Raw genomic sequence first — 26,955 nt, 5'->3', positions numbered from 1 at the left:
GGGAGGTCAGAAGGTGCGGCCCTCGTCGTAGGGGCCGATGACCGCGAGCGCCCGCGGGCGCGACAGCAGCTCGGCGGCGACCTCGGCGACCTCGGCGTCGGTGACGGCGTCGAACCGGGCCAGGTCCTCGTCGATGGAGAAGTGGCGCGGGTGGTTCAGCTCGTGCCCCAGCAGGCGGCCCATCCGGGCGTTGGTGCCCTCGCTGCCCAGCACCAGGGAGCCCTGGATCTGCCCCTTGGCCCGGCGCAGCTCCTCGTCGGTGATCCCCGACGCCGCCACCTTGGCCAGCTCGTCCCGGCACACCCCGATGACCTCGTCGGCCTTCTCCGGCAGGCAGCCCGCGTAGATCTGGAAGGTCCCGGTGTCGGCGTAGCCGGTGTGGTAGGCGTGCACCGCGTAGGCCAGGCCGCGCTTCTCGCGCACCTCCTGGAACAGGCGCGAGGACATGCCGCCGCCCAGGGCGGCGCTGAGCAGCCGCAGCGCGTGCCAGCGCGGGTCGGTGCGCATGATGCCCTCCGACCCCAGGATGATGTGCGCCTGCTCGGTGTCGCGCGGCTGCACCACCTGGCCGCCGAAGGTGGGGACCGGGCCGCCGCCGATGCGCGGCCCCGCCGGGCGGGCGTCGCCCGCGGCGGCCAGCCGCTCGGCGAACATCTCCCGGACCTGCTCCACCACCAGGTCGTGGTCCAGGCTCCCGGCCGCCGTGACGATCAGCTCCGAGGGGACGTAGGCGTCCCGGTACTGCTCGGCGATCCGCTCCCGGGGCAGCGCCTTGATGGTGTCGATGGTGCCCAGGATCGGCCGCCCCAGCGGGGTGTCCCCGAAGAAGTGCGCCGCGTAGACGTCGTCCACCAGGTCGGCGGGCTCGTCCTCGTACATGGCGATCTCCTCCAGGATCACGCCGCGCTCGGTCTCCACCTCGCCCTCGTCCAGCACCGAGTTGGCGACCATGTCACCGACCACGTCGATGGCCAGCGGCAGGTCGCGGTCGAGCACCTTCGCGTAGTAGCAGGTGTGCTCCTTGGTGGTGTAGGCGTTGTGGTCGGCGCCCACCCCGTCCAGCAGCGCGGAGATCTCCAGCGCCGACCGGGTCCGGGTCCCCTTGAACAGCAGGTGCTCCAGGAAGTGCGCCGAACCGGCGTGCGCGGCGTCCTCGTCGCGCGAGCCCGTGGTCGCCGAGATCCCGAACGCGGCGGAGCGCCCGCCGGGGATGTGCTCGGTGACCACGCGCAGTCCGCCGGGCAGCACGGTCCGGCGCACCAGGCCGGAGCCGCCGTCCGCTTCCAGCAGCGTCACGGTCGTGCCCGGCTCCTGCTCGGCGGCGATGGGGACAGAACTCATGAATCCTTCTTCTTCGCGTCGTGTGCGTGGGACCTACCGCCCGAGGATACGCGGTGGGGGCGGCCGCACCCACGGTGCGACCGCCCCCTCACGTGTTCAGAGCGGATCAGGTGTTCTCGGAGCGGCTGCTCGAGCGGCGGCGGCGCCGGCGCGGGGCGCCCTCGCCGTTGTCGCCGTCCTTGTCCTCGGCCTCGGCCGGGGCGTCGCCCTCGGCCGGAGCGGCCGGAGCCGCCTGGGCGGCCTCCGCCTCGACGACCTCGACCGGGACCAGCGACAGCTTGCCGCGGTCGTCGATCTCGCGGATCTCGACCTGGATCTTCTCGCCGATGCTGATCACGTCGTCGAGGTTCTCGATCCGCTTGCCGCCGTGCAGCTTGCGGATCTGCGAGATGTGCAGCAGGCCGTCCTTGCCGGGCAGCAGCGACACGAACGCGCCGAACGTCGTGGTCTTGACGACGGTGCCCAGGTAGCGGTCGCCGACCTCGGGCATCGTCGGGTTGGCGATCTGGTTGATCGTGTCGCGGGCGGCCTCGGCCGAGGGGCCGTCGGTGGCACCGATGTAGATGGTGCCGTCGTCCTCGATCGTGATCTCGGCGCCGGTCTCGTCCTGGATCGAGTTGATCATCTTGCCCTTGGGGCCGATGACCTCGCCGATCTTGTCGACGGGGACCTTGACGGTCAGGATGCGCGGAGCGTTCGGGCTCATCTCGGCCGGACGCTCGATGGCCTCCTGCATGACGTCGAGGATCGCCAGGCGCGCGCCGCGGGCCTGCTGGAGCGCGAGCGCCAGCTGCTCGGCGGGGATGCCGTCGAGCTTGGTGTCGAGCTGCAGGGCCGTGATGAGCTCACGGGTGCCGGCGACCTTGAAGTCCATGTCGCCGAACGCGTCCTCGGCGCCGAGGATGTCGGTGAGGGTGACGAACTCGTCGCCCTCGCTGATCAGGCCCATGGCGATGCCGGACACCATCTCCTTGAGCGGCACGCCGGCCGACAGCAGGGCCATGGTGGAGGCGCAGACCGAGCCCATCGAGGTGGAGCCGTTGGAGCCCAGCGCCTCGGAGACCTGGCGGATGGCGTACGGGAACTCCTCGCGCGAGGGCAGGACCGGGATCAGGGCGCGCTCGGCGAGGGCGCCGTGCCCGATCTCGCGCCGCTTGGGCGAGCCCACCCGGCCGGTCTCACCGGTGGAGTAGGGCGGGAAGTTGTAGTTGTGCATGTAGCGCTTGGTCTTCTCGGGGTTGAGAGTGTCGACCGTCTGCTCCATGCGCAGCATGTTCAGGGTGGTGACGCCCAGGATCTGGGTCTCACCGCGCTCGAAGAGCGCCGAGCCGTGGACGCGCGGCAGCACGCCGACCTCGGCGGACAGCGGGCGGATGTCCTTGGGGCCGCGGCCGTCGATGCGGACCTTGTCGCGCAGGACGCGCTCGCGCATCAGGTTCTTGGTGAGCGAGCGGAAGGCGGCCGAGACCTCCTTCTCGCGGCCCTCGAAGTCCTCGGCGAGCTTCTCGGCCGCGGCGGCCTTGACCTTGTCCAGCTCGGCCTCGCGGTCCTGCTTGTCCGCGATGGTCAGCGCCTTGGACAGGTCCTCGCGCACGGCGGAGTCGACGGCGGAGTACACGTCGTCCTCGTAGTCGAGGAAGATCGGGAACTCGCCCTCCTCGCGGCTGGTCTGGTCCGCGACGGCCTGCTGGGCGCGGCACAGCACCTTGATGAAGGGCTTGGCGGCCTCCAGGCCCTCGGCCACCGTCTGCTCGTTGGGGCCGACGGCGCCCTCGGCGACCAGCTTGAGGGTGTGGACCGTGGACTCGGCCTCCACCATCATGATCGCGACGTCGCCGTCCTCCAGGACGCGACCGGCGACCACCATGTCGAAGGTGGCGTTGTCCAGCTCCGAGTGCGTCGGGAAGCCGACCCACTGGCCGTCGATCAGGGCGACGCGCACGCCGCCGATCGGACCCGAGAAGGGCAGCCCGGCGATCTGGGTGGACATCGAGGCGGCGTTGATGGCCACGACGTCGTACAGGTGGTCCGGGTGCAGGGCCAGGATCGTCTCGACGATCTGGATCTCGTTGCGCAGACCCTTCTTGAACGACGGGCGCAGCGGCCGGTCGATCAGGCGGCAGGTGAGGATGGCGTCCTCGGAGGGACGGCCCTCACGCCGGAAGAACGAGCCGGGGATGCGGCCGGCCGCGTACATGCGCTCCTCGACGTCCACCGTCAGCGGGAAGAAGTCGAGGTTGTCCTTGGGTCGCTTCGAGGCGGTGGTGGCGGACAGCACGACGGTCTCGTCGTCCAGGTACACCGTCGCCGAACCGGCGGCCTGGCGGGCCAGGCGACCGGTCTCGAAGCGGATGGTACGGGTGCCGAACTTGCCGTTGTCGATGACGGCTTCGGCAGAGTAAACGCCCTCCATGGGCGACCTCCTACTACACGTGTTCGCGTTGGGATGCGCCGGACCCGCTGGTCCGGCGCGTGTGTTCGTTCCCCGCGTCCGTGCCCCGGAGTTGATGACGGCCGGTCATCGATCGAAGCCCACGGGGTCCCGTGACGGGACCTTCCGGAGGCCACTACCGAGGACCGGCCTCGACTCTGCGGCCGAGGGAGTGATGGGCGCGGGTGGTCTCTGTTCAGTTGGCGTGCGGGTGCGGCGGTGACCGCCGACACGTACACCCTACTAAGAAAGGGGGAGCGGCCGAAGCCGCTCCCTCCGACGTCCTAGCGGCGCAGGCCCAGGCGCTCGATCAGCGAGCGGTAGCGGGTGATGTCCTGCTTGGCGATGTACTTGAGGAGACGGCGGCGACGGCCGACCATCAGGAGCAGGCCGCGACGGCTGTGGTGGTCGTGCTTGTGGTCCTTGAGGTGCTCGGTGAGCTCGGTGATGCGGTGCGTGAGCAGCGCGACCTGGACCTCGGGGGAGCCGGTGTCGCCCTCGCCGGTGGCGTACTCGGCGATGATCTTCTCTTTGGTGGCGGCGTCGATCGACACGTCGTTCCTTTTCTCAATGATTCGGTACGCAGGGCGAACCCGGCCGGAAGGGACCGGGGTCAGACGCGGTGACCACGCGTACGAACAGTCACCGTCGGGTGTGCCGCGCGGCTCCCGCCGACGGCGGGAGGACATCGCGCTCCCCCTCGGGTCACGCTACCGTGACCTCGTGCGGGGCACACGTGGACGACTCCACCCTACCGCAAACACGGAGGGCGCGGGCGTGCACGCAGCGTGGGGGCGGTCTCCCCGGCTCAGGAGACCCCCAGGACGGCGCGGCAGCGCTCGACGTCGCGCCGCATCGCGACGATGAGGTCGTCCAGCCGGTCGAACCGTTCCTGGCCGCGGATGCGCTCGGTGAAGTCCACGGTCATCCGCACCCCGTACAGCTCCAGGTCGTCGCGGTCCAGGGCGTAGGACTCCACGGTCCGCTCGGCGCCGTCGAAGGTGGGGTTGGTGCCCACCGAGATCGCGGCGGGCCAGCGCGACTCGCGGCCCGGGACCGGCTCGACCCGGCTCAGCCAGCCCGCGTACACGCCGTCGCCCGGGACGGCGGTGTGCGGGGGCAGGTCCATGTTGGCGGTGGGGAAGCCCAGCAGCTCGCGGCCGCGCGCGGCGCCGTGCACGACCTCGCCCTCGACCCGGTGCGGGCGCCCCAGCAGCGCGGCGGCCCCGGCGACGTCGCCGTCGGCCAGCAGGCCGCGCACCCGGGTGGAGGTGATGGCCTCCCCGTCGGCGACCAGCGCGACCCCGTCCGCCGTGAAGCCGAACTCCCCGCCCAGGCGGGCCAGCTCGGCCACGTCTCCGGCGGCCCGGTGCCCGAACCGGAAGTCCTCGCCCACCACCACGGCCGCGGCGTGCAGCCGGTCGACCAGGAGGCCGCGCACGAACTCCTCGGGGGTGCGCGCCGACAGGTCCTTGGTGAACGGCATGACGCACACGGCGTCCGCCCCGTACCCGCCGAGCAGCTCGATCCGCCGCTCCACCGGCGTGAGCACCGGCGGGGTCACGCCGCGCAGCACCGCCTCCGGGTGCGGGTCGAAGGTCACCACGACCACCGGCAGGTCCAGCTCCCGGCCCCGTTCGACCGCGGTCGCCAGGAGGGCCCGGTGTCCCCGGTGCACACCGTCGAAGACACCGACGGCCACCACGGACCGCCCCCATCCGGAGGGCACGCCCTCCGGCCCGTCCCATCGCCGCACGTCCGACTCCCCTTCGTCACGAGGCCAGGCGGAGGGCCCTGCGGCCCCCTCGCCCCAAGCCTGCCACGTCCGCCGCCCGCCCGCCGACACCAGTCCCCCCGCGGCGCCCGTGCCCCGGCGGGCCGTGCTTCGGGAGCGCCGGGGTTCTGCGGTGGGGAGAAGGGGGTCGACAGGGAGCGGGGGGGTCGTTAGCCTGCCCGGATGCCGATGATCGACACGGGCTCGACCCGACTCGCCTACGACGAGGCCGGCGACGGACCGGCCGTGGTGCTGCTGCACGCGGGCTTGGCCGACCGGCGCATGTGGGACCACCAGTTCGCCGCGCTGGCCGCGGACCATCGGGTGGTGCGCTACGACCGGCGCGGGGTCGGCGGCTCCGCCGACCACGGGGGGCCGGTGGAGCACCACCGCGACCTGCTCGACCTCATGGACGCCCTGGACATCGACCGGGCCGCCCTGGTGGGCGCGTCGTACGGCGGCGCGCACGCCGTGGACGCCGCGCTGGCCGCGCCCGGCCGGGTCGGCGCCCTGGCCCTGGTCTGCCCGGGGATGTCCGGCCACCGGTGGCCGCAGTCGTTCACGGACGCGGCGGCCGCCGCCGTCGGCCCCGCCGTCCCGCCCGAGCGCCTGGCCCGCTACCGGGCCGGGAACGCCGCCCCCGACCCCGCGGACGTGGCCGCGATGGCGCAGGCGCAGGCCCGGTTCATGGTGGCCGGCCCCGGCCGCTCCCCCGAGGACCTCCCCCCGGAGTCCTGGGACCTGAGCCTGCTGATGCTGCGCGAGCTGTTCGCCCGCCTGTGGTCCTCCCCGGCCAACACGCCCCGGTGGATCGACCCGCCGGCCAACGGGCGGCTCGCCGAGGTCGGCGTGCCCGCCCTGGTCGTCAAGGGCCTGTCCGACGTGCGCGAGATCCAGGAGGTCGCCGACCTCTACCACGCCGGGATCCCCGGCGCCCGGCTGCTGGAGCTGCCCGACACCGGGCACGTGCCCTCGGTGGAGCGCCCCGCCGAACTCACCGCCGCCCTGGCCGGCTTCCTCGCCGAGGTCCCCGCTGCCTAATGCCTGTTTTTTGAACGCTCTCCTGTGCCGCCGGGGTTCGTGAGGCGCCCGGCGGGGTTCTGGAGGCCCCGAAGGAGCGGTCCTCGAGGAAAGCCTGTGGCCGTAGGCCATCCGTTGAGGGAGGTGGTGGGCGACGGGCGGGCGAGGACTGCGACGGAGGGGCCGAAGGTTCCCGCCCTCGAGGGGCGCCGAACAAGGTGACCGGGCTGCGGCCGCAGGCCGTCCGTTGAGGGTGGTGGCGGGCGACGGGCGGGCCGAAGCGCAGCGGAGGTTCAAAGGAACACGGACTAGGCGGGTTCGAAGACCACCAGGGGCTTCATGTGGTCGCGGCGGTTCTCCGCCAGCGCGATCACCCGGCCGTCGGGGGCGAACAGGCCGATGGGCCCCCGCCCCTGGTCGGTGGGGTCGATCCGGTTGCCGTGCCGCACCCGCCGGGTCTCCTCCTCGGTGAGCGCGCGCGACGGGAAGGCCGCGGCGACCGCCTCCGCCAGCGGGACCTGGGTGAACTCCTCCGCCAGCTGGTCCAGGGTGCGCGCCTGCGCCAGGTCGTAGGGGCCCACCCGGGTGCGGCGCAGCGCCGTCAGGTGGCCGCCGACGCCCAGGGCGGCGCCCGCGTCGCGGGCCAGGGAGCGGATGTAGGTGCCGCTGGAGCAGACGACGGAGGCGTCCACGTCCACGAACGTCCCCGCCTCGTCGGTCACCCGGCGGATGCCGGTGACCTCGAACGCGGAGACGGTGACCGGGCGGGCCTTCAGCTCGACCTCCTGGCCCTTCCGCGCCGACTTGTAGGCCCGCACGCCGTCCACCTTGATCGCGCTGACCTGCGGCGGGACCTGCATGATCTCCCCGGTGAGCGCCCGCACCGCCTCGTGGACGGCCTCGTCGGTCACCCCCGAGGCGTCCACCCGCTCCCCCGGCTCGCCCTCGGCGTCGTCGGTGTTGGTGGTGAGCCCCAGCCGGAGGGTGGCGTCGTACGCCTTCTCCGTCAGGGTGAGGTGGCCCAGGAGCTTGGTGCCCTTCTCGATCCCCAGCACCAGGACACCGGTGGCCATCGGGTCCAGGGTGCCCGCGTGTCCGACCCGGCGCGTCCTGGCCAGCCCGCGGGTCTTGGCGACCACGTCGTGCGAGGTCCAGTCGGCGGGTTTGTCGATCACCACGACGCCGCTCTCGGCCATCGGTCTCCTCGGGAAGGGGTCGGGAAAGGGGAGCGGGCGGCGGCGCTGCGCCGCCGCCCGTACGGCGGGGACCGGAGGGTCCCCGGCCGGCGTCTCCGGCCGCGGTCTCCCCGCGGCACGGGACGGGAGGGCTACTCCTCGTCCTCGTCGTCGTCCTCGGCCTCACGCGGCGCCTTGTAGGGGTCGGCCTCGCCCGCCGGGCTGGCGCCGGTGGCCCGCTGGGCCACCTCGGCGTCCGACTGCCGCGCCTTGACCAGCAGCTCCTCGATGTGCTGGGCGTTCTCCTGAACCTCGTCGATGACGAAGGTCAGGCTCGGCGTGTGCCGGATGCCGGTCTGCCTGCCCACCTCGCTGCGGATGAGGCCCTTGGCGCTCTCCAGCGCCGCGGCGGAGGCGGCCCGGTCCTCGGTGCTGCCGAACACCGTGTAGTACACCGTGGCGTCCCGCAGGTCGGCGGTGATGCGCGCGTCGGTCACGGTGACGAATCCCAGGCGCGGGTCCTTGATCCGTCGGTCCAGCATCTCGGCGACGATGCGCTGGATGCGGTCGGCGATCTTTCGCGCGCGTGCGGCGTCAACCATGGTCAGTCTTCCTCTTCGTTGAAGAGCCGCTGCCTGGCGGACAGCAGCTCCAGTTCGGGACGGCCCGCGACGAAGCGCTCGCAGGTGTCCATCTGCTCCCGGGCGTGGGCCGCCGTGGGGGCGACCACCGCGACGCCGATCTTGGCGCGACGGTACAGGTCGTGCTCTCCCACCTCGGAGACCGACACCGAGAACTTGCGGCGCAGCTCGGCGATGACCGGCCGCACCACCGAACGCTTCTGTTTGAGCGAGTGGACGTCGCCCAGAAGGACGTCCAGGGTCAGCGCCCCAACGTACAAGTGATCACCTGTGGTGTTGTGAACCGTCAAAGGCGGGGCCCCGGACAGCTCGTGTCCGGGGCCCCGGTGGATCAGGCCTCGCGACTCCTAGTCGCGGGGCTTCTCCTGCATCTCGTACGTCTCGATGACGTCCTCGATGCGGATGTCGTTGTAGCCGACACCGATACCGCACTCGAAGCCCTCGCGGACCTCGGTCGCGTCGTCCTTGAACCGGCGGAGCGAGTCCACCGTGAGGTTCTCGGAGATGACGACCCCGTCGCGGATGAGCCGCGCCTTGGAGTTGCGGCGGATGATGCCGTCGCGGACGATCGAACCGGCGATGTTGCCGATCCGGGGCACCTTGAAGACCTCGCGGATCTCGGCCGAACCGAGCTTGACCTCCTCGTAGATGGGCTTGAGGAGACCCTTGACGGCGGCTTCGACCTCGTCGATGGCCTGGTAGATGACCGAGTAGTAGCGGATGTCGACGCCCATGCGGTCGGCGAGCTCGCTGTTCTTGCCCTCGGGCCGAACGTTGAAGCCGATGATGATGGCGTCGGCGGAGGCCGCCAGGTTGATGTCGTTCTGCGTGATCGCACCGACACCGCGCCCGATGACCCGGATGTTGACCTCTTCGCCACCCGCGTCGATCTTGAGCAGCGACTCCTCGAGCGCCTCGACCGAACCGGACATGTCACCCTTGATGAGCAAGAGCAGCTCGGAGCGCTCGCCCTCCTTGAGGTGGTCCTGCCAGGTCTCGAAGGTGACACGGCGGGCCGACCGCGCCTGCTGGGCGAAGCGCTCGCGCGCCTCGCGCTGCTGCGCGATCTGGCGGGCCACCCGGTCGTCCTTGACGACCAGGAAGCTGTCGCCGGCGCTGGGAACGTTGGTCAGACCCAGCACCTGCACCGGACGGGACGGCTCGGCGCTCTGCACGTTCTGGCCGTGCTCGTCGAGCATGGCGCGGACGCGGCCGTAGGCGTCGCCGCAGACGATCGAGTCGCCGACGTTGAGCGTGCCGCGCTGGACCAGCACCGTGGCCGTGGAGCCGCGGCCGCGGTCCAGGTAGGCCTCGATGGCCAGACCCTGCGCGTCCATGTCCGGGTTGGCCTGGAGGTCCAGGGCCGCGTCGGACGTCAGCACGATCGACTCGAGCAGGGCGTCGATGTTGGTGCCGCGGAGAGCGGAGATGTCCACGAACTGGACGTCGCCGCCGTACTCCTCGGCCACCAGGCCGTACTCGGTGAGCTGCGCGCGGACCCGCTGCGGGTCGGCGCCCTCGACGTCGATCTTGTTGACCGCCACCACGATCGGCACCTCGGCCGCCTTGGCGTGGTCGATGGCCTCGGCCGTCTGCGGCTTGACGCCGTCGTCGGCCGCGACCACCAGGACCGCGATGTCGGTGACCTTCGCACCGCGGGCACGCATGGCGGTGAACGCCTCGTGACCGGGGGTGTCGATGAAGGTGATCTTGCGCTCTTCGCCGTCCACCTCGGTGGCGACCTGGTAGGCACCGATGTGCTGGGTGATACCGCCGGCCTCGCCGCTCACGACGTTGGTCTTGCGGATGGTGTCCAGCAGTCGGGTCTTACCGTGGTCGACGTGGCCCATGACGGTGACCACGGGCGGACGGGGACGCAGGTCCTCTTCGGTGCCGTCGTCCTCGCCGAACTCGATGGAGAAGGACTCCAGCAGCTCGCGGTCCTCGTCCTCCGGGCTGACGACCTCGATGCGGTACTTGAGCTCGTCGCCCAGCAGCACCAGGGTCTCGTCCGGCAGGGACTGGGTCGCGGTGACCATCTCGCCCAGGTGCATCAGCACCTGGACCAGCGACGCCGGGTTGACGTCGATCTTGTCGCCGAAGTCGGACAGCGAAGCGCCGCGGGACAGGCGGATGACCTGGTCGTTGCCGCTCGGGATCTTGACGCCGCCGAACGACGGGGCCTGGAGGTCGTTGAACTCCTGACGCCGCTGCTTCTTGGACTTGCGGGCACGCCCGGGACGACCGCCCGGACGGCCGAACGCACCGGCCGTGCCGCCGCCGCGACCGCGGCCACCGCCGCCGGGACGGCCGCCGAAGCCACCGCCGCCGCCGGGACGACCGCCGCCGCCACCGCCGCCGCCGGGACGCGGACCGCCGGCACCCGCGGGGCGCCGCCGCGCCGCGGCCGCCGGGGCCGGGACGACCGCCGCCGGGACCGCCGCGACCGGCACCGCTCGGCCGGGGCGGGACGGGACGAGGGCATGTTCATCGGGCTGGGGCGCGGACCGCCCGGACGCGGAGCGCCGCCACCGGGGCGGGGGCGCCGGCCGCGCCGCCGGGACGCGGCACGCCCGCGGCACCGCCCGGACGCGGGGCGCGGTCGCCCTGCGGACCCGGACGCGGGCCGGGACGGGGACCGCCCTGGGCGCCGGGAGCACCCGGACGCGGAGCGCCACCGCCGGGGCGGGGAGCGCGCTGGTCGCCCTGCGGGCCCGGACGCGGGCCGGGACGGGGACCGCCCTGGCCGCTGGGGCCGCCCGGACGCGGGGCGCCGCCGCCGGGACGCGGGGCCGGCTTGGCACCCATGCCCGAGGCGTTGGTCTGGAACGGGTTGTTGCCGGGGCGCGGACCGGCCGGGCGCGGGCCCGGACGGGGGCTGCGGCCCTCGGGACGCGGACCGCGGTCGCCGCGCTGCGGGCGCTCGCCGCGCTCGGGGCGGTCACCGCGCTCGGGACGGTCGCCGCGCGGGGCGCCGCCCTCGGGACGGCCCTGCGGACCGGGGCGCGGAGCACCGCCGGGACGCTGGCCGGACTCGCCGCGCGGGGCCTTGGGGCCCGGCTTGGGGCCCGCCGGACGCGCGGGCTCGCCCTGGAAGGACGGGGGCTGCGCGGCCGGGGACTGCGGGGCGGGCTTGGCGGCCGGACCCGGCTTGGGACCCGGCTTGGGCGCGGGCCCCGGCTTGGGGGCCGCGGAGGACTCGGCGCGCGGGCCGGGCTTGGGGGCCCCGCCCTTCTTGCCGCCGTCGTTCCCGTTGTTGAAAGCTTCCTGCAGGCGTCGCACGACGGGGGCCTCTATCGTCGAGGACGCCGAACGGACGAATTCGCCCATCTCGTTGAGCTTGGCCAGGACGGCCTTGCTCTCTACTCCGAACTCCTTCGCGAGTTCGTACACCCGGACCTTCGCCACTACTCTCCTTCAGCTTCGGTCCGGGACATGGGCTCGTGCCGGACCGTTGTTAGCTCGTACTCATCGCTGCGTACTCATCAGGCGCTCATCGCAATCTCGACCTGCTTCCTCATCGCTACACAACAATGGGCCGTACACAACTCGTGCAGCGCGCAGCACTGCACGCCGACCTCGGTCACTACAACCCGGAGGCCGGCCCGGACATTCCAACCCTATCGGGACGGGTCCGCCGGCGGGTCGTGCGGGGTGACACCGAACAGCGCCTCCACACGTGAAACGTCCCACCCACCGTCGCCCGGTCCCCTCCGAAAGGCGCGTGACCACACCCGCCTGCGCTCGGCCGCCTCGAGGCAGCGCCGATCGTCGTGCAGGTAGGCACCGCGACCCGGACGTCGACCCCGAACGTCGGGGATGACGGCCGTGCCCTCGGCCACCATCCGAACGAGGTCGGATTGGACTGCCCGCGACCGGCACCCCACACACGTGCGCGTGGGACGGTCGGGACCGTCTTCGGCAACCATATCGCGTCGAGCCACGACCGCGACCCGTTAACCGTCCGTCGCGGCGCCGCGACCGCCCGCGCCGGTCCCGTCCTCGGCCTCGTCGGCGTCCTGCGGGACCTCCGCGTCGGAGCGGATGTCGATGCGCCATCCGGTCAGACGCGCGGCCAGGCGGGCGTTCTGGCCCTCCTTGCCGATCGCCAGCGACTGCTGGTAGTCGGGAACGATCACCCGGGCCACCCGGGCGGCCATGTCGAGGATTTCCACGGAATTGACCCGCGCCGGGGACAGTGCGTTGGCGACGAACACCGCGGGGTCGTCGGAGTAGTCGACGATGTCGATCTTCTCCCCGTGCAGCTCCGCCATGACATTGCGCACGCGGCTGCCCAGGGGGCCGATGCAGGCGCCCTTGGCGTTGACGCCGCCCCGGTTGGAGCGGACCGCCATCTTGGTGCGGTGGCCGGCCTCACGGGCGATGGCCGCGATCTCCACGGTGCCGTCGGCGATCTCGGGGACCTCCAGCTCGAAGAGCTTGCGCACCAGGTTGGGGTGGGTGCGCGAGAGGGTCACCGAGGGGCCGCGGTGGCCCTTGCGGACCTGCACCACGTAGGCGCGCAGGCGCTCGCCGTGGGTGTAGGTCTCGGTGGGCACCTGCTCCTGCGGGGGCAGCACCGCCTCGATCCGGCCCAGGTCGACCAGCACGTTGCGGGGGTCCTTGCCCTGCTGGATGATGCCGGAGACGATGTCGTGCTCGCGCCCGGCGAACTCGCCCAGGGTCAGCTCGTCCTCGGCGTCGCGCAGGCGCTGGAGGATGACCTGCTTGGCGGTGGAGGTCGCGATGCGGCCGAAGTTGGTGGGGGTGCCGTCGGACTCGCCGACGACGTCGCCCTCCTCGTCCAGCTCGGCCACCCACACGGTGACGTGCCCGGTGGAGCGGTCGAGTTCGACCCTGGCCTTCTTGTCGGGGCCCTCTTCCCGGTGGTACGCGATCAGCAGCGCGTCCTCGATGGCCCGGGCGACCAGCTCGACGGAGATGTCCTTCTCGCGTTCCAGGCTGCGCAGAACGCTCATGTCAATGTCCACGGGGCTCCCCCTCTAGTCCGCCGCGTCGGTGTCGGCGGCACGGCGGAATTCCACCTGCACCCTGCCCTTGCCGATCTCGGCGTAGGTGAAGGTGCGGGGACGACCCTCGACGTCCAGGGTGACGCCCTCGTCGTCGGCCTCGGTGACCCGACCGGTGATCCCGCCGCCCTCGGCGAGGGTGGCCTGCACCAGGCGCCCGCGCGAGCGGCGCCAGTGCCTGGGCAGGGTCAGCGGACGGTCCACCCCGGGGGAGGTGACCTCCAGGACGTAGGGCAGTTCGCCCATGACGTCGGAGGACTCCAGGGCCGTGTCGACCTCCTGGCTGACCTCACCGACGGTGTCCAGGTCCACCCCGTTCTCGGAGTCCACGACCACGCGCAGCACCCGGCGCTTGCCGGCCGGTGTCAGCTCGACGGCCTCCAGGTCCAGCCCGGCCGCGGCCAGGACGGGTTCCAGCAGCTCGGCGATGCGCTCCTCACGCGCCTGCGCTCCCATGTGGTGTGCCCCTTCAAGGCGAGAATCCCGCCCGCGCGGCCTTCGGGCCGGTGTACGGGGCGGTCCAGCTCTGTACGTAAGTCTTCGACTGGTGGGTCCGCTCCCGCTCGGGGACGCGAACCGGCCGCGCGTCGCGTACGACGGCGGTCGTGGTGCAAGGGTATCCACACCCGGACCCCTTCCAGGTCGCCGTCCGTGGCGGGGGCGCGTCGGGGTGTGTCCCGGCGGACCCGCAGGCCCTGTCCCGCAGGGGGTGTGGACGGGGACCGGTTCCGGCGCCGGGCGTGGAAAGATGGGAGCGCGAGAACGAAGAGGCCGGGCGTCCGGCGCCGAGGGCGGCGCGGGGCGGAGGGCCGGGCACGGAGGGGAGAGCGCGTGGGCGAGGTCGGGATCAGCCGCCGTACGGTCCTGGGCGCGGCGGCGGCGGTCGCCGGGGCCGTCGGCCTGAGCGGGTGCGGCGGGGCCGACTGGTATCCGGCCGACGTGACCCCCGACGAGCACGTGGTCCGCTCGCTGCTGTGGGAGAAGGAGCTGGTCGCGGCCCGCTACGCCGCGGCGATCGAGACCGGCTCGGGGCCGTCCGACCTGTTGGAGCGGTTGCGCGCCCACCACCTGGAGCACGTGGACGCCCTGACGGCGGCGCTGCCCGAGAAGTCGGCGGCGGAGGAGTCGGCGGCCCCGTCCGGGGAGCCGACCGACCCGGCCCCGGACACCGCGCCCGACGCCGAGGGGCTGCGGGTGCTGGAGGCCTCGGCCGCGGCGGCCCGCATCGACCAGGCGGCGGCGGTGTCCGACCCCGGCCTGGCCCAGCTGATCAGCGGTATCGGGGCCTGTGAGGCCGTGCACGCCCACCTGCTGGCGCGCGCGTGAGCGGCCGGGCGATGGAGAGAGCGATGGAAGGTGGCGGTGCCCGGTGAGTGACGCGGACCTGTCCGTCGAGGCGGCCGACGACGGCCCCGCGGCCCTGGCGGAGGCCCTGGCCGCCGAGCACGCGGCGGTGTACGGGTACGAGTTCGCGGGCGGGGCCGGGGGCGACCTCGACTACCGCACCCGGGCCGGGGAGGCGGCGCTGGTGCACAAGGCGCTGCGTGACGAACTGCACGCCCTGTCGGTGGCCGCGGGCGTGGACCCGGCGCCCGCGCTGGCGACCTACCCCCTGCCGGCGTCGCGCGACGACGCCGCCCTGGACTCCTTCCTGCTGGGGCTGGAGGAGGCGACGGCCCGCGCCTACGCGTGGCTGTCGGCCGCCCGCGACACCGACCTGCGCACCGCGGGGGCCCGCGGCCTCCAGGAGGCGGCGGTCCGGGTGGTCGAAGGCGGCGGGGAGCCCGGCGCCCTGCCGGGCTTCGACGAGGCCTAGCGCCCACCGCCCTCGCCCGCCCCCCGGGCGCCGGGCGAGGCCGCACAGCCGCGGCCGTCGGCCGTCAGTCCTCAGCCGAGGACCTTCTAACGGGTGACGAGCGGACCAGGACTGCGGCCGTCCGCCGTCCGTCAAGGGCGGTGGCAGGCGCCCGGCGGGCAGAGCCCCGGCCGCAGGCCGCCCGCCGAGGACCTTCCAGCGGGTGCGAGCGGGCCGGACCCGCGGCCGTCGGCCGTCCGTCGAGGGCGCCGGGCGGGCGGAGCGCGGCGGAGGTCCGCAGGGACACGGACCGACGGAACGGCCCCGCCCGGGCTTCCGGGCGGGGCCGTTCTCGCGCGGGTCAGGCGCGGCAGGCGGCCGCGGCGCGCTCGACGATCGCGTCCAGGGCGACCTCCTCGCGCTCCCCGGTGGCGCGGTCGCGCAGCTCCACCACGCCGTCGGCCAGGCCGCGGCCGATGATGACGGCGGTGGGCACGCCCAGCAGCTCGGCGTCGGTGAACTTCACACCAGGCGAGACGCCCTTGCGGTCGTCCACCAGCACGCGCAGCCCGCGGGCCTCCAGCTCACCGGCGATGCGCAGCGCCTCCTCGATCTGGTCGCCCTTGCCGGTGCCGATGACGTGCACGTCGGCCGGGGCGATCTCGCGCGGCCAGACGATGCCCTTGTCGTCGTGGGACTGCTCGACGACCGAGGCCACCACCCGGGAGACGCCGATGCCGTAGGAGCCCATGGTGATGCGCTTGGGCTTGCCGTCCGGGCCCAGGGCGTCGACCTGGAAGGCGTCGGTGTACTTGCGGCCCAGCTGGAAGATATGGCCGATCTCGATGCCCCGCGCGGTGTACAGGGTGCCCTGCCCGTCCGGGGAGGGGTCGCCGTCGCGGACCTCGGCGACGTCGATGACGCCGTCCGGGGTGAAGTCGCGCCCCGCCACCAGGTCGATGACGTGGTGGTCGGTCCGGTCGGCGCCGGTCACCCAGGCGGTGCCGGTGACCACGCGCGGGTCGACCAGGTAGCGGACCTTGTTGTCGAGCAGCGCGCGGGGGCCGATGTAGCCCTTGGCCAGGAACGGGTTGGCGGCGAAGTCCGCCTCGTCCAGCAGCGCCACCTCGGCGGGCTCCAGGGCGGCCTCCAGGCGCTTGAAGTCCACCTCGCGGTCGCCCGGCAGCCCGATGGCCAGCAGCTCCCACTCGCCCGAGCCCGGGGCGCGGGTCTTGACCAGGACGTTCTTGAGGGTGTCGGCCTCGCTGAAGTCGCGGCCCAGGTCGAGACCGTTGAGGAAGTCGACGAGGGTGCGGATGGTGGCGGTGTCCGGGGTGTGGTGGACCTTCGCCTCGGGCAGCCCCTCGACCGGCAGGGCGGCGGGGGCCGGGGTGGCGACCGCCTCGACGTTGGCGGCGTAGTCCGACCCCGTGCTGCGCACGAAGGTGTCCTCGCCGGTGGGCGCGACCGCGAGGAACTCCTCGGAGGCCGAGCCGCCCATGGCGCCGGAGGTGGCCTTGACGATGACGTACTCCAGGCCCAGCCGGTCGAAGATCCGGATGTAGGCGGCCCGGTGCTTGTCGTAGGACTCCTGGAGCCCGGCGTCGTCGATGTCGAAGGAGTAGGAGTCCTTCATGTGGAACTCGCGGCCGCGCAGCACGCCGGCCCGGGGCCGGGCCTCGTCGCGGAACTTCTCCTGGATCTGGTACAGGATGACCGGGAAGTCCTTGTAGGAGGAGTACTCGCCCTTGACCAGGAGGGTGAAGACCTCCTCGTGCGTGGGGCCGAGCAGGTAGTCGGCGCCCTTGCGGTCCTGGAGGCGGAAGAGGGTGTCGCCGTACTCCTCCCAGCGGCCGGTCGCCTCGTAGTACTCCTTGGGCAGCAGCGCGGGCAGCAGCAGCTCCTGGCCGCCCATGGCGTTCATCTCCTCGCGCACCACGCGGGCGACGTTCTCCAGGACGATCTTGCCCAGAGGCAGCCAGGAGTAGACGCCGGGGGCGGCGCGGCGCACGTAGCCGCCGCGGACCAGCAGCTTGTGGCTCGGCACCTCGGCGTCCGCCGGGTCCTCACGCAGGGTGCGCAGGAACAGGGTCGACATCCGCAGTAGCACGGCCACTCCTCGGTGAACGCGCCCCGGCCGGGGCGCGGGTGTTGGAACAACTCGAAAGAATCAGGGGAACCCCAGGCTAGCGCCACCGGGGTGCGCAGCGCGCGGCAATTCCCCGACCTGGGGACGGCTACGCTGGGGGCCGCACCGGGACGGACGGGACGGGGACATGGGCGGACGCGGGACACGGGAGGACGACGAGGTCGTCGGGGCGCCGGGCATGGAGCTGCTGGCCGACGCCGACCGGGCCGAATCGTGGTTCCTGGTGGTGGACGGCACGCCCCAGTCGCACGTGGACCTGTCAAACCCCGGGCACCTGGACTTCTCCTACGTACGGCGGATCGCGCACGCCGCCGACCTGGTCGCCCCCGCCCGGGAGCCGGTCGACGCCCTGCACCTGGGCGCCGGGGCGCTCACCCTGGCCCGCTACATCGCGCACACCCGCCCGGGTTCGCGCCAGCGGGCGGTGGACGTGAACGCCCCGCTGGTGGAGCTGGTGCGGCGGCGGCTGCCCTGGGACCGGCGCGCGCAGCTGCGGGTGGGGATCGGCGACGCCCGGGAGTGGATCGCGGCCCGGCACGACGCGAGCGCCGACCTCATCGTGTCCGACGTCTTCGCGGGGGCCCGTACCCCGGCCCGGCTGACGTCGGTGGAGTTCTACGCCGAGGCCGCCCGGGTGCTGCGCCCCGGCGGGCTGCTGGCGGTGAACGTGGGCGACGGCGGCGCGCTGGCGCACACCCGCGGCCAGGTGGCGACCGTCCGGGAGGTGCTGCCGCACGTGGCGCTGTCGGCGGAGCCGGGAGTGCTGCGCGGCCGCCGGTTCGGCAACCTGGTGCTGACCGCGTCCCACGGGCCGCTGCCGGTGGACGAGCTGTCCCGGCGGGCCCACCGCGACCCGGAGATGGCCCGGCTGCTCTCCGGCGGGGAGCTGGACCGGTTCGCCTCCGGCCGCGGCCCGGTGCGCGACACCGGCGCGGTCGACTCCCCCGCACCGCCCGACGGCGTCTTCTGACCGCCGTCCTCCGGCCGCCCGGGGCGGCGGGGTACTCCGCGGGGAGTAGGCGCGGGGCCGCGATCGCCTCCCGGGGGAGGACGGAAACCCCTACGTGCGGGCCGTACCGTCGGGGGTGTGACAGCACTACTCCCGCGCCCCGCACGGACCGACGCCTGGATCGCCCTGGGCCTGCTCCTGCTGTCGGCGGGCAGCACGTTCGTGGTCCAGGTGGCGGATCCCGCGACCGGCGCGCGCGACCCCTGGCCGTGGGGCTACGCGCTCATCGCGGTCGCCTCCCTGTCCCTGCTGTGGCGCACCGCCTTCCCCTGCGCCGTCGGACTGGTTTCGGTGAGCGCGGCGACCGTCTACTACCCCCTGGGGTTCCCCGACGGCGTGGTCATGGCCTGCACCGCCGTCATGCTCTACAGCCTGGTCCGGTGGGGGTACCGCACCTTCGGCTGGACCCTGGGGATCGTGCAGTTCCTGGCCGTGAACGGCTACGAGCTGGCGGCCAACGAGACGTTCCGCCCCGAGGCACTGGGCATCGTCGGGTGGGTGCTGGTGCTGCTGTGCGCCGGCGAGGTGGTGCGCTGGCGGCAGGAGTACCTCAAGGCGGACCGCGAGCGCGAGGCCGAGGCCGACCGCACCCGGGAGGAGGAGCTGCTGCGGCGGGCCTCCGAGGAGCGGCTGCGGCTGGCCCGCGACGTCCACGACACGGTCGCGCACAACATCTCGCTCATCAACGTGCAGGCGGGCACCGCCCTGTACCTGATGGAGAGCGAGCCGGAGCGGGCCTCCCAGGCGCTGGCCACCATCAAGCAGACCAGCAAGGACACGCTGGTGGAGCTGCGCGCCATCCTCGGGGTGCTGCGGGCGGCCGACGAGGGCGCGCCGCGCTCCCCCGTCGCCGGGGTCGACCGGATCGACGAGGTCGCGGAGGCCGCCCGGGGCGCCGGGATCGCGGTGGAGGTGAAGGTCGCCGGCACCCCCGTGCGGCTGCCGGTGGGCACCGACTCCGCCGCCTACCGGACCGTGCAGGAGGCGCTCACCAACGTGGTGCGCCACGCGGAGGCGGACCGGGCCACGGTGCTGGTCGACTACCTCCCCGACGCGGTGGTGGTGGAGGTCGCCGACAACGGGCGCGGCACCCTGGGCTCCCCCGCCGCGGGCAACGGCATCAGCGGCATGCGCGAGCGGGCCGCCCTGGTCGGCGGGACGGTGGACGCGGGACCGCTGGAGGGTGGAGGATTCCGGGTGCGGGCCCGGCTGCCGATAACGGGTTCCGAAGAACGAACGGGGTGAACGTTGATCCGCGTACTGCTCGCCGACGACCAGGCGCTGGTGCGGGCCGGCTTCCGCGCCCTCCTGGACAGCGCGGACGACATCCAGGTGGTCGCCGAGGCCTCCGACGGCGAGGAGGCGGTGCGGGTGGCCCGCGCCGAACGCCCCGACGTGGTCCTCATGGACATCCGCATGCCCGGGGTGGACGGCCTGGCGGCGGCCGCGCGCATCATCGCCGAGCCCGCCCTGGAGAAGACCCGGATCATCATCCTGACCACGTTCGACCTGGACGAGTACATCTTCGAGGCGCTGCGCTCGGGGGTGAGCGGGTTCCTGGTCAAGGACACCGAGCCGCGCGACCTGTTGCAGGCCGTGCGGGTGGTGCACCGGGGCGAGGCGCTGCTGTCGCCGGGGATCACCCGGCGGCTGATCTCGGACTACACCAGCCGCCCGCGCGCGAACGCGGAGCCGTCGCCGCGCCTGAACGGCCTCACCGACCGGGAGCGGGAGGTGGTGGCGCTGGTGGGCCGCGGGCTGTCCAACGAGGAGATCGCCCGGGAGCTGGTGCTCAGCCCCGCCACGGCCAAGACCCACGTCAGCCGGGCCATGGTCAAGCTGGGCGTGCGGGACCGGGCGCAGCTGGTGGTGCTGGCCTACGAGTCGGCGCTGGTGACCCCCGGCTGGAGCGGACGGAACCCCTAGGGGACCCCCGTAACCCCCCGGGAGTAGCGCCCCGGGGCCGGCTACCCCCGTGGGAGACGGGCGAAAGCCCTCCGCCGGACGATGCCCGGGACCGGACCCGCGGCGGATGCTTCTCGTGATTCCCGACGACGATCACGAGGCCCTGCGATGTTCGACGATCCCCTCCTCCTGGCGCGGCTCCAGTTCGCGTTCACGGCGGCGACGCACTTCATGTTCGTGGCCCTGACCCTGGGGCTGGCGCCCTACATCCTCACCGCCCAGCTGCGGGCGACCCTGTCCGGCGACCGGGAGCGGATGTCCGCGGTCCGCTTCTGGGGCGGGCTGTACCTGGTCAACTACGGCATGGGCGTGCTCTCCGGGCTGGTCATGGAACTCCAGCTGGCGCTCAACTGGAGCGGCCTCCAGGAGATGTACGGCTACTCCTTCGGGGCGCCGCTGGCCCTGGAGACGATGACGGCGTTCTTCATCGAGTCCACGTTCCTGGGGCTGTGGATCTTCGGGTGGGACCGGATGGGCCGCTGGGCGCACCTGGGGTGCTTCGCGGTGGTCACCGCGACGGCGTACCTGTCGGCCTGGTGGGTGCTGGTGTCCAACGGGTTCCTGCGCAACCCGGTGGGCTTCGAGATGGTGGACGGCGTCGCCCACCTGACCGACCCGGTGGCGCTGATGACGAACCCCGCGGCGACGATGGCGTTCGGGCACATCGTGACCGGCGCCCTGCTGGTGGGCGCGGCGGTGATCATCGCGACGAGCGCCTACCACCTGCGGCGCGGGAACGACCCGCAGCGGATGTTCTCTCGGGGCATCGGCTACGGGGCGCTGGTGATGGTCCTGCTGCCGATCCCGGTGGCGGGCTTCGGCGGGGTGCAGTTCGGTCTGTTCGGGCAGGACCCGCCCACCAGCGGCCAGACCTACTCCGCGGCGGAGATCGAGGCCATCGAGGCGGCCGGCAGCGGGGTGCACGCCGGCGTCGGGACCGCCGCGGAGGTCTTCATGATGGGCATGTGGGGCCTGATGTTCCTCCTGGGGCCGGTGCTGCTGCTGGGCTGGGTGATCGCCCGTGTGTCCAAGAGCGCGCGGAGGCTGCGGGGGGCGCTGTACCCGCTGGCCGTGCTGCCCTTCCTGCCCTACCTGGCGAGCGTCGGCGGGTGGGTGTTCCGGGAGACCAACCGCCAGCCGTGGACCGTCGTGCACCACCTGACCACCGCCGACGCGGTGACGCCGATGTCCCCGGCGGCCGCCGCGACCTCCTTCGGGCTGTTCACGCTGGCGTTCGCGCTGCTGGCCGGGACGACCTGGTGGCTGCTCGTGCGGTTCGCCCGGCGCGGCCCCGAAGGCGGCCCGCTGGCCGAGCGCCGCGACGACGGCGCCGCCCCGGCGGAGTCCTCCACCCCCGTCCCCACGTTCTGAACCGGAGCCTTGCCATGTCGGACGTCCTTTCCTCCCTGTCCTCTCTTCTGCTCGCCCTGTTCGTCGTCGGCTACCTGGTGCTGGCCGGGGCCGACGTGGGGCTGGGCATGCTGATGCCGCGCGTGGCGCGCGGCCCCGACCAGCGGCGCCGGGTGGTGGCCGCGATCGCCCCCTACTTCCTGGCCACCGAGGTGTGGCTGGTGGCCCTGGTGGGGGTGCTGGCCGGGCTGTTCCCGTCCGTGGAGCACCACGTGGTGGCGCGGCTGTGGCCGGTGCTGGTGGCGCTGGCCGCGGGGCTGCTGGTGCGCGACGCGGGCCTGTGGCTGCGCTCACGGGTGCCGGGCCCGGTGTGGGCGGCCCTGTGGGACGGCGCCGTCGTCGCGGGCAGCTGGACGCTGGCCCTCTCCTGGGGCTGGGTCCTGGCGTCGCTGGTCGCCGGCGACCCGGGGGTCTCCCTGTTCACGGTCCCGTGCGCGCTGACCGTGGTGCTGCTGTTCGCGCTGCGGGGTGCCGCCTTCGGGGCCGAGCGGCTGGTCGGCGAGTCCGACGCGGAGAGCGCGGACGTGGCCGCCCGCGACACCCGCCCGATCGCCCTGGCGGCCCTGGCGGGGACCCTGGTCACCGCGGTGTCCGCCCCGCTGTCGGGCGCCGGAGTGGGCGCGGCGGCGGTGGTCCCGGCGGTGGTGCTGGCGGCCACTCTGGCGGCGACCGCGGGGCTGTCCGGCCCGATGCTGTCCCGGCACACCTCCGCGGTGGCGATCGCGGTGCCGGGCGTGCTGGTGGCGGTGGTGGGAGACCTGCCGCTGGCCCCGGTCCCGGACACGACCGCCGTGCTGGTGTGGTCGGTGCTGGCCCCCGCCATTCCGGTCATGCTCATCGGCCAGGTTTGGCTCTACCGAATGACGCGTCGCCCGAGCCGTTCCCCGAGTTTCTTCGCCTGAGCCCGGATTCGCCCGGGCCGGTGGGGACGGGCCGCCCGGACCTCGGCGTGTCGGTCAGGATTCGTCAAGGACACCGTCCCGGATTGGGAAAGCCCGGCCCCGGGCACGTCATCCGTCGGGAACCGCGCCGCCCGGCGCGGTGGACCGGATTCCGGACCGATCCGAGGAGGGATCATGACCCACCCCCTGACCACTCCCCCGAGCGCCTGCAGCTGCGGTTCGGGCTGCGGGTGCGGCTGCCAGAGCGGCGGTTCGTGCGCCTGCGGCGGCAGCTGCGGCTAGCCCGTACCCGACCCCCTTCCCGGCGGGCTGCCCCTCCCCTTGGGGGCAGCCCGCTCCTGTGCACTCCTCCCCGTGTCGCGACATTGCGCGACGATAGGTATACGCTGAGTCACTAGATGTATCTGCGCATCCACCCGTTGGGGGGAGATCGGCGATGCCGTTCACCAGGCCGACGAAAGGGAGTGCCACCGAGCACGCGTTACTGCTCCGGTGCGTCGAGGGCATCCGGGAGCGCTCGGCCCGGGCGGTCCCCTGGGAGCCCGACACGGTCGGGATACCGCGGGGCGGCTCCGAGAGCCCGCTGTCCCGGATCAACGACGTGGCCTTCTACGCGAACGCGCGCAACGACGTGGCGGCCCTGGCGGGGGTGTGCGCGGAACTGCTGCGGCTGCACCACCCCGTCGAGGAGGAGGGCGGCACGTGCGCGGGGTGCGGACTGGCCTGGCCCTGCCCCACCTTCGAGGAGATCTCGCGCCTCCTGGCCTGAGACGGCCGCCGCCCGCCGGTCCCGGGGCGCGATCCGGTCTCGGCGGGCGACGATCCTCACCGGCCGTCCTTGGCGCCGGGTGACCGAACCACCGGGCGCCCTCACCGGGCCGGGCATGGCCTGAGCGTAATACTGAAACTCGTTCTAATGCAAGCCCCGCAGAGCGACCTTCCCCCAGCAGGGTAACGACTTCCCTCCTCCAGAAGACACTGGAACCGGTTATGAACCGCCGCCCGGACGAGGGCAGGGCTGTCCCCGGAGGCGGGAACGGGGCGGGAAGGCGGAAGCAGAAGGCCCCCGCCGACGGCGGGGAGGCCAGGCCCAGGGGCGGGGGACAGCCCCTGGGACCGGCCACGGGGCGGCGGGCGCGGCGGCCCGGAACGGGGCGCGCCCTGCACGAACGACGTTAACGAGGCGGCGGTAACACGGACACCCCCCTTCCGATAACCGGAGCGTCTCGATTCCCCCGGCGGCGGCCGAAATACCCGCCGTGACCTGCGGCGACACCGGCGCTCACCGTTACCGGACACTCACCGGGCGAAAACACGCCACATAAGAAAAACCGGGAACCGTCACCCTGTGCGACCTTTCCGTAAAGGTTGCACGGGGTTGCGATTCCCGGCCCAAGCAAACAGGGGTGCCCGCCGGACCCGCCGGCGGGCGTGAACTCAGCTAATGCGCGTGGCCAGCAGATAAGCGGACGGGGACTCCGCGTCGACGATATCGGTGACCCTCCACACCTGGCCGCCGACGCTGAACACGTCGCCCACACGGACGTCGATCATCGGCGTGGGCCGCCACTCCTTGGGGCCGCCGATCTTGGCGACCGCCCGGCCGTCCTCGTCGATCCAGAACTGGCCGCCGCCCACCGGGCCGCCGAGGAAGCGGTCATTGCGTCCGTAACTGATCTTTTCCTGCGCGCCGATTTCGTGGACCACAGCAGTTTCTGTCCCAACCGTCTCGGATTCTCTGGAAAACGCAGCCATGTTAACCCGCACCGGTCAATTCCGCATGGCGATTCCCCCGCCACGGAGGCTTTTCAGAAGAGTAGCCGACAAAAGTAAGTGCGGGCCGGGACCAAAGTCCCGACCCGCACCAGGGAAAAGCGGGGGGCACGAACCCCCGAGAACACGCGTTCCCGGAAGATCTCCCCGGAACACGTGTCCCCTGGAACACGTGCCCTGGAAACTACTTGTTCCCCTTGTTCCCCATCAGTCCCTTGAGACGGCCCGCCACGGCCTCCAGGGCCGAGCTGAACGGGTGGTCGTGGACCATGTACGTCCACGTCATCGACGGCCGCTTGACGCCCACCTCGGAGACGTCCAGGGCGCCGTCCTCGACCTCCAGCTCCTCGAAGCTCTCCGCGGCCCGCGAACGGGCGTCGTCCAGGAAGCCCTTGAACACCGGCACCGCGTCGCGGTTGAACTCGTCCAGCGGGTCCCGGCGGCCCAGGAAGCGCAGGTGGATGCCCTCGCGCAGCTCCGACAGGAACGCGTTGTGGTCGGTCCAGCCGCGGTCCAGGTGGTACAGGGTGATGAGCCGCGCCGCGTCGGCGACCGCCTCCTCCCCCACCTCCTCGACCAGCTCCGCGTGCTTCTCGGGACGGTCCTTCTTGATGTGCCGGTCGCCCTCGTCGCCGGTGAGGACCAGCTCGCGGTGCTCCAGGACCACGTCCCGCTGCACGTCGATGAGCTGGTTGTAGCGCCAGGTGTTGCGGTGCACCTCCAGCAGCTGCCCCTCGGCGACCCGCTGGGCGTGGTCCACCATCGACAGCCAGGCAGGGTCGGTGATCTCGCCGCGGTCGTCGGTGGAGTACCCGGAGGTCTCGGACGCGTTGTTGACCACCACGTCGTCGTCCATGCTGACGAAGAACACCGAGTCGCCCGGGTCGCCCTGGCGCCCGGCGCGGCCGCGCAGCTGGCCGTCCAGGCGGCTGCTGGGGTAGCGGCCGTAGCCCATCACGTACAGGCCGCCGGCCTCGACCACCCGGTCGCGGTCGGCCATGTCGCTGCCGCCCAGGCGGATGTCGGTGCCGCGGCCGGCCATCTGGGTGGACACCGTGATGGCGCCGTGGGTGCCCGCCTCCGCGATGATGGCGGCCTCGTCGGCGTCGTTCTTGGCGTTGAGGACCACGCACTCCAGGCCGGCCTTGCGCAGCCGCTCGGCCAGCCGCTCGGACTCGGCGACGTCCTGGGTGCCGATGAGGATGGGCCGCCCGGTGGCGTGCACCTCCTCGACCTCCTCGATGAGGGCGTCCTCCTTCTCCTCGCGGGTGGCGAAGAGGTGGGTGCCGTGGTCCTCGCGGACGTTCGGCTTGTTGGAGGGGATGACCGCGACCTCGAGCTCGTAGAACTCGCGCAGCTGCTCGGCCACCGCCATGGCGGTACCGGTCATCCCGGCCCGGGTCGGGTAGCGCAGGATCAGCGACTGGACGGTGATGGAGTCCAGCACCTCGCCGGTCTCGCTGACCGCGACCTTCTCCTTGGCCTCGACGGCCGCCTGCAGGCCGTCCGGCCAGCGCTGGAGCAGGGCGATGCGGCCGCGGGACTCGTTGATGATCCGGACCTCGCCGTCGCGCACCACGTAGTGGACGTCGCGCTGGAGCAGCACGTGGGCGTGCAGCGCCAGGTTGACCTGCGGCAGCAGGGACGACTCGTCCTCGGCGTACAGGTCCACGCCGCCCAGCGCCTTCTCGACCGCGTCGATCCCGGCGTCGGTGAGCTGGACGTTGCGGCCCTCGCCGTCGATCTCGTAGTGCATGCGCGGCTTGAGGGCGCGCACGATGTCGGCCATCTCCACGTCGGCGTCGACCCGCTCGGCCGCGCCGGCCAGCACCAGCGGCACGCGGGCCTCGTCGACGAGCACGGAGTCGGCCTCGTCGATGATGGCGACGTGGGGCTCGGGGACCACGCGGTCGGCGATGTCGGTGACCATGCGGTCGCGCAGCACGTCGAAGCCCAGCTCGCTGACCGGGGCGTAGGTGACGTCGCAGGAGTACGCCGCGCGCCGCTGCTCGGTCGTGGAGTCCTCGGTGATCCACCCGACGGTGACGCCGAGCATGCCGTACAGCGGCTTCATCCACTCGGCGTCACGACGGGCCAGGTAGTCGTTGACGCTCATGACGTGGACGCGCCGGCCGCGCAGGGCGAAGCCGGCGGCGGCCAGGGCACCGGTCAGGGTCTTGCCCTCACCGGTGGCCATCTCGGCCACGTGCCCGTCCAGCAGGGACATGACGCCCAGCAGCTGGACGTCGAAGGGGCGCTCGTCGAGGGCGCGCCGGGCCGCCTCGCGGCCCACCGCGCACAGCGACACGAGGTCGTCGCGCCCGTAAGGGAGGTCGCCGGTGCCGAGTTCGATGGCCCTGTCCGTCAGCTCGGTGTCGTCGAGCTCGCGCAGACCATCCTCCTCGGCCTCGATAGCCGACAGGAGCTTGGTATAAGGCCGCAGATCCACCGCGCCGGGCTTACCCAGCAGACGGCGCACGCTTTCCGCCATTCGTCCGAACACCACCACAGAGTAACGCCGGACACACACCCCACAAGAC

At 72.8% G+C, this 26,955-nt stretch carries 22 protein-coding genes and 1 pseudogene; 9 read left to right on the top strand and 14 right to left on the bottom strand.

What is annotated here, in order from left to right; genetic code table 11:
* Positions 1-6 precede the first annotated feature (6 nt).
* The 4 genes from K1J57_RS16255 to K1J57_RS16240 all read right to left on the bottom strand — a co-directional run bounded on the left by K1J57_RS16255 (position 7) and on the right by K1J57_RS16240 (position 5,528).
* Complete coding sequence (locus tag K1J57_RS16255) at positions 7-1,341, bottom strand: pitrilysin family protein (protein WP_220559406.1); 1,335 nt, start codon at positions 1,339-1,341, stop codon at positions 7-9.
* 106 nt (positions 1,342-1,447) lie between these two features.
* Positions 1,448-3,754 carry a polyribonucleotide nucleotidyltransferase gene (locus K1J57_RS16250; RefSeq protein WP_220559405.1) on the bottom strand — a complete coding sequence of 769 codons (2,307 nt, stop codon included), beginning with the start codon at positions 3,752-3,754 and terminating at the stop codon, positions 1,448-1,450.
* A 302-nt stretch (positions 3,755-4,056) separates the two neighbouring features.
* Complete coding sequence (gene rpsO / locus K1J57_RS16245; RefSeq protein WP_220559404.1) at positions 4,057-4,326, bottom strand: 30S ribosomal protein S15; 270 nt, start codon at positions 4,324-4,326, stop codon at positions 4,057-4,059.
* Between the two features lie 254 nt (positions 4,327-4,580).
* Positions 4,581-5,528 carry a bifunctional riboflavin kinase/FAD synthetase gene (locus K1J57_RS16240; protein WP_220559403.1) on the bottom strand — a complete coding sequence of 316 codons (948 nt, stop codon included), beginning with the start codon at positions 5,526-5,528 and terminating at the stop codon, positions 4,581-4,583.
* Between the two features lie 201 nt (positions 5,529-5,729).
* On the opposite strand from K1J57_RS16240, the gene K1J57_RS16235 reads away from it, so the two are divergent.
* Positions 5,730-6,587, top strand: coding sequence for an alpha/beta fold hydrolase (locus tag K1J57_RS16235; protein ID WP_220559402.1), 858 nt, complete (start codon positions 5,730-5,732; stop codon positions 6,585-6,587).
* A gap of 287 nt (positions 6,588-6,874) precedes the next feature.
* Here the strand turns inward: K1J57_RS16235 and truB are convergent, their stop codons facing one another.
* From truB to rimP, 7 genes and pseudogenes are all read right to left on the bottom strand, one after another.
* A complete protein-coding gene (gene truB / locus K1J57_RS16230) occupies positions 6,875-7,762 on the bottom strand; it encodes a tRNA pseudouridine(55) synthase TruB (protein ID WP_220559401.1) in 888 nt (295 codons plus the stop codon).
* Positions 7,763-7,893: 131 nt separating this feature from the next.
* Positions 7,894-8,343 (bottom strand): 30S ribosome-binding factor RbfA, encoded by a 450-nt coding sequence (rbfA, locus tag K1J57_RS16225; protein WP_220559400.1) that lies wholly within the window; start codon positions 8,341-8,343, stop codon positions 7,894-7,896.
* A 2-nt stretch (positions 8,344-8,345) separates the two neighbouring features.
* Positions 8,346-8,642, bottom strand: coding sequence for a DUF503 domain-containing protein (locus K1J57_RS16220; RefSeq protein WP_220559399.1), 297 nt, complete (start codon positions 8,640-8,642; stop codon positions 8,346-8,348).
* 87 nt (positions 8,643-8,729) lie between these two features.
* Positions 8,730-11,790, bottom strand: a pseudogene (gene infB, locus K1J57_RS33495) (translation initiation factor IF-2).
* 212 nt (positions 11,791-12,002) lie between these two features.
* Entirely contained in the window at positions 12,003-12,227 is a 225-nt protein-coding gene (locus tag K1J57_RS16205; protein ID WP_255646357.1) for a YlxR family protein, read from the bottom strand.
* 111 nt (positions 12,228-12,338) lie between these two features.
* Entirely contained in the window at positions 12,339-13,361 is a 1,023-nt protein-coding gene (gene nusA / locus K1J57_RS16200; RefSeq protein WP_220559396.1) for a transcription termination factor NusA, read from the bottom strand.
* A gap of 24 nt (positions 13,362-13,385) precedes the next feature.
* Positions 13,386-13,868 carry a ribosome maturation factor RimP gene (gene rimP, locus K1J57_RS16195; RefSeq protein WP_220559395.1) on the bottom strand — a complete coding sequence of 161 codons (483 nt, stop codon included), beginning with the start codon at positions 13,866-13,868 and terminating at the stop codon, positions 13,386-13,388.
* 375 nt (positions 13,869-14,243) lie between these two features.
* Here rimP and K1J57_RS16190 point away from each other — a divergent pair, with 375 nt between their 5' ends.
* Both K1J57_RS16190 and K1J57_RS16185 read left to right on the top strand, forming a co-directional pair.
* On the top strand, positions 14,244-14,738 hold the full coding sequence (locus K1J57_RS16190; protein WP_220559394.1) for a ferritin-like domain-containing protein: 495 nt from the start codon (positions 14,244-14,246) through the stop codon (positions 14,736-14,738).
* 43 nt (positions 14,739-14,781) lie between these two features.
* Complete coding sequence (locus K1J57_RS16185; protein ID WP_220559393.1) at positions 14,782-15,228, top strand: DUF4439 domain-containing protein; 447 nt, start codon at positions 14,782-14,784, stop codon at positions 15,226-15,228.
* Positions 15,229-15,568: 340 nt separating this feature from the next.
* Here K1J57_RS16185 and K1J57_RS16180 read toward each other — a convergent pair whose 3' ends face one another.
* A complete protein-coding gene (locus K1J57_RS16180) occupies positions 15,569-17,305 on the bottom strand; it encodes a proline--tRNA ligase (protein ID WP_220565576.1) in 1,737 nt (578 codons plus the stop codon).
* Positions 17,306-17,483: 178 nt separating this feature from the next.
* Here K1J57_RS16180 and K1J57_RS16175 point away from each other — a divergent pair, with 178 nt between their 5' ends.
* The 6 genes from K1J57_RS16175 (at position 17,484) to K1J57_RS16150 (ending at position 23,411) form a co-directional block, all read left to right on the top strand.
* Positions 17,484-18,326 carry a spermidine synthase gene (locus K1J57_RS16175; protein ID WP_220559392.1) on the top strand — a complete coding sequence of 281 codons (843 nt, stop codon included), beginning with the start codon at positions 17,484-17,486 and terminating at the stop codon, positions 18,324-18,326.
* A gap of 117 nt (positions 18,327-18,443) precedes the next feature.
* On the top strand, positions 18,444-19,610 hold the full coding sequence (locus K1J57_RS16170; RefSeq protein ID WP_220559391.1) for a sensor histidine kinase: 1,167 nt from the start codon (positions 18,444-18,446) through the stop codon (positions 19,608-19,610).
* Positions 19,611-19,613: 3 nt separating this feature from the next.
* On the top strand, positions 19,614-20,291 hold the full coding sequence (locus K1J57_RS16165) for a response regulator transcription factor (RefSeq protein ID WP_220559390.1): 678 nt from the start codon (positions 19,614-19,616) through the stop codon (positions 20,289-20,291).
* 147 nt (positions 20,292-20,438) lie between these two features.
* Positions 20,439-21,701 (top strand): cytochrome ubiquinol oxidase subunit I, encoded by a 1,263-nt coding sequence (locus K1J57_RS16160; protein WP_220559389.1) that lies wholly within the window; start codon positions 20,439-20,441, stop codon positions 21,699-21,701.
* A gap of 14 nt (positions 21,702-21,715) precedes the next feature.
* On the top strand, positions 21,716-22,642 hold the full coding sequence (locus tag K1J57_RS16155; RefSeq protein WP_220559388.1) for a cytochrome d ubiquinol oxidase subunit II: 927 nt from the start codon (positions 21,716-21,718) through the stop codon (positions 22,640-22,642).
* Between the two features lie 436 nt (positions 22,643-23,078).
* The gene (locus K1J57_RS16150) at positions 23,079-23,411 is read left to right on the top strand and encodes a hypothetical protein (protein ID WP_220559387.1); all 333 of its coding nucleotides are present in this window, start codon (positions 23,079-23,081) and stop codon (positions 23,409-23,411) included.
* Between the two features lie 668 nt (positions 23,412-24,079).
* Here the strand turns inward: K1J57_RS16150 and K1J57_RS16145 are convergent.
* Both K1J57_RS16145 and secA2 read right to left on the bottom strand, forming a co-directional pair.
* The gene (locus K1J57_RS16145; RefSeq protein WP_220559386.1) at positions 24,080-24,349 is read right to left on the bottom strand and encodes a DUF6406 domain-containing protein; all 270 of its coding nucleotides are present in this window, start codon (positions 24,347-24,349) and stop codon (positions 24,080-24,082) included.
* Positions 24,350-24,599: 250 nt separating this feature from the next.
* Complete coding sequence (gene secA2 / locus K1J57_RS16140; protein WP_220565575.1) at positions 24,600-26,906, bottom strand: accessory Sec system translocase SecA2; 2,307 nt, start codon at positions 26,904-26,906, stop codon at positions 24,600-24,602.
* Positions 26,907-26,955: the final 49 nt, after the last annotated feature.

Origin of the sequence: Nocardiopsis sp. MT53 (assembly GCF_019598965.1) — a bacterium.
Classification (GTDB): Bacteria; Actinomycetota; Actinomycetes; order Streptosporangiales; family Streptosporangiaceae; genus Nocardiopsis; species Nocardiopsis changdeensis.
This window is presented reverse-complemented; position numbering and strand designations above follow the sequence as displayed.

Coding starts and splice junctions, on each gene's coding strand:
- K1J57_RS16255 (WP_220559406.1), bottom strand. CDS start 1,341: ATGAGTTCTGTCCCCATCGCCGCCGAGCAGGAGCCGGGCACGACCGTG.
- K1J57_RS16250 (WP_220559405.1), bottom strand. CDS start 3,754: ATGGAGGGCGTTTACTCTGCCGAAGCCGTCATCGACAACGGCAAGTTC.
- K1J57_RS16235 (WP_220559402.1), top strand. CDS start 5,730: ATGCCGATGATCGACACGGGCTCGACCCGACTCGCCTACGACGAGGCC.
- truB (WP_220559401.1), bottom strand. CDS start 7,762: ATGGCCGAGAGCGGCGTCGTGGTGATCGACAAACCCGCCGACTGGACC.
- rbfA (WP_220559400.1), bottom strand. CDS start 8,343: ATGGTTGACGCCGCACGCGCGCGAAAGATCGCCGACCGCATCCAGCGC.
- K1J57_RS16205 (WP_255646357.1), bottom strand. CDS start 12,227: ATGGTGGCCGAGGGCACGGCCGTCATCCCCGACGTTCGGGGTCGACGT.
- nusA (WP_220559396.1), bottom strand. CDS start 13,361: ATGAGCGTTCTGCGCAGCCTGGAACGCGAGAAGGACATCTCCGTCGAG.
- rimP (WP_220559395.1), bottom strand. CDS start 13,868: ATGGGAGCGCAGGCGCGTGAGGAGCGCATCGCCGAGCTGCTGGAACCC.
- K1J57_RS16180 (WP_220565576.1), bottom strand. CDS start 17,305: ATGTCGACCCTGTTCCTGCGCACCCTGCGTGAGGACCCGGCGGACGCC.
- K1J57_RS16175 (WP_220559392.1), top strand. CDS start 17,484: ATGGGCGGACGCGGGACACGGGAGGACGACGAGGTCGTCGGGGCGCCG.
- K1J57_RS16160 (WP_220559389.1), top strand. CDS start 20,439: ATGTTCGACGATCCCCTCCTCCTGGCGCGGCTCCAGTTCGCGTTCACG.
- K1J57_RS16155 (WP_220559388.1), top strand. CDS start 21,716: ATGTCGGACGTCCTTTCCTCCCTGTCCTCTCTTCTGCTCGCCCTGTTC.
- K1J57_RS16150 (WP_220559387.1), top strand. CDS start 23,079: ATGCCGTTCACCAGGCCGACGAAAGGGAGTGCCACCGAGCACGCGTTA.
- secA2 (WP_220565575.1), bottom strand. CDS start 26,906: ATGGCGGAAAGCGTGCGCCGTCTGCTGGGTAAGCCCGGCGCGGTGGAT.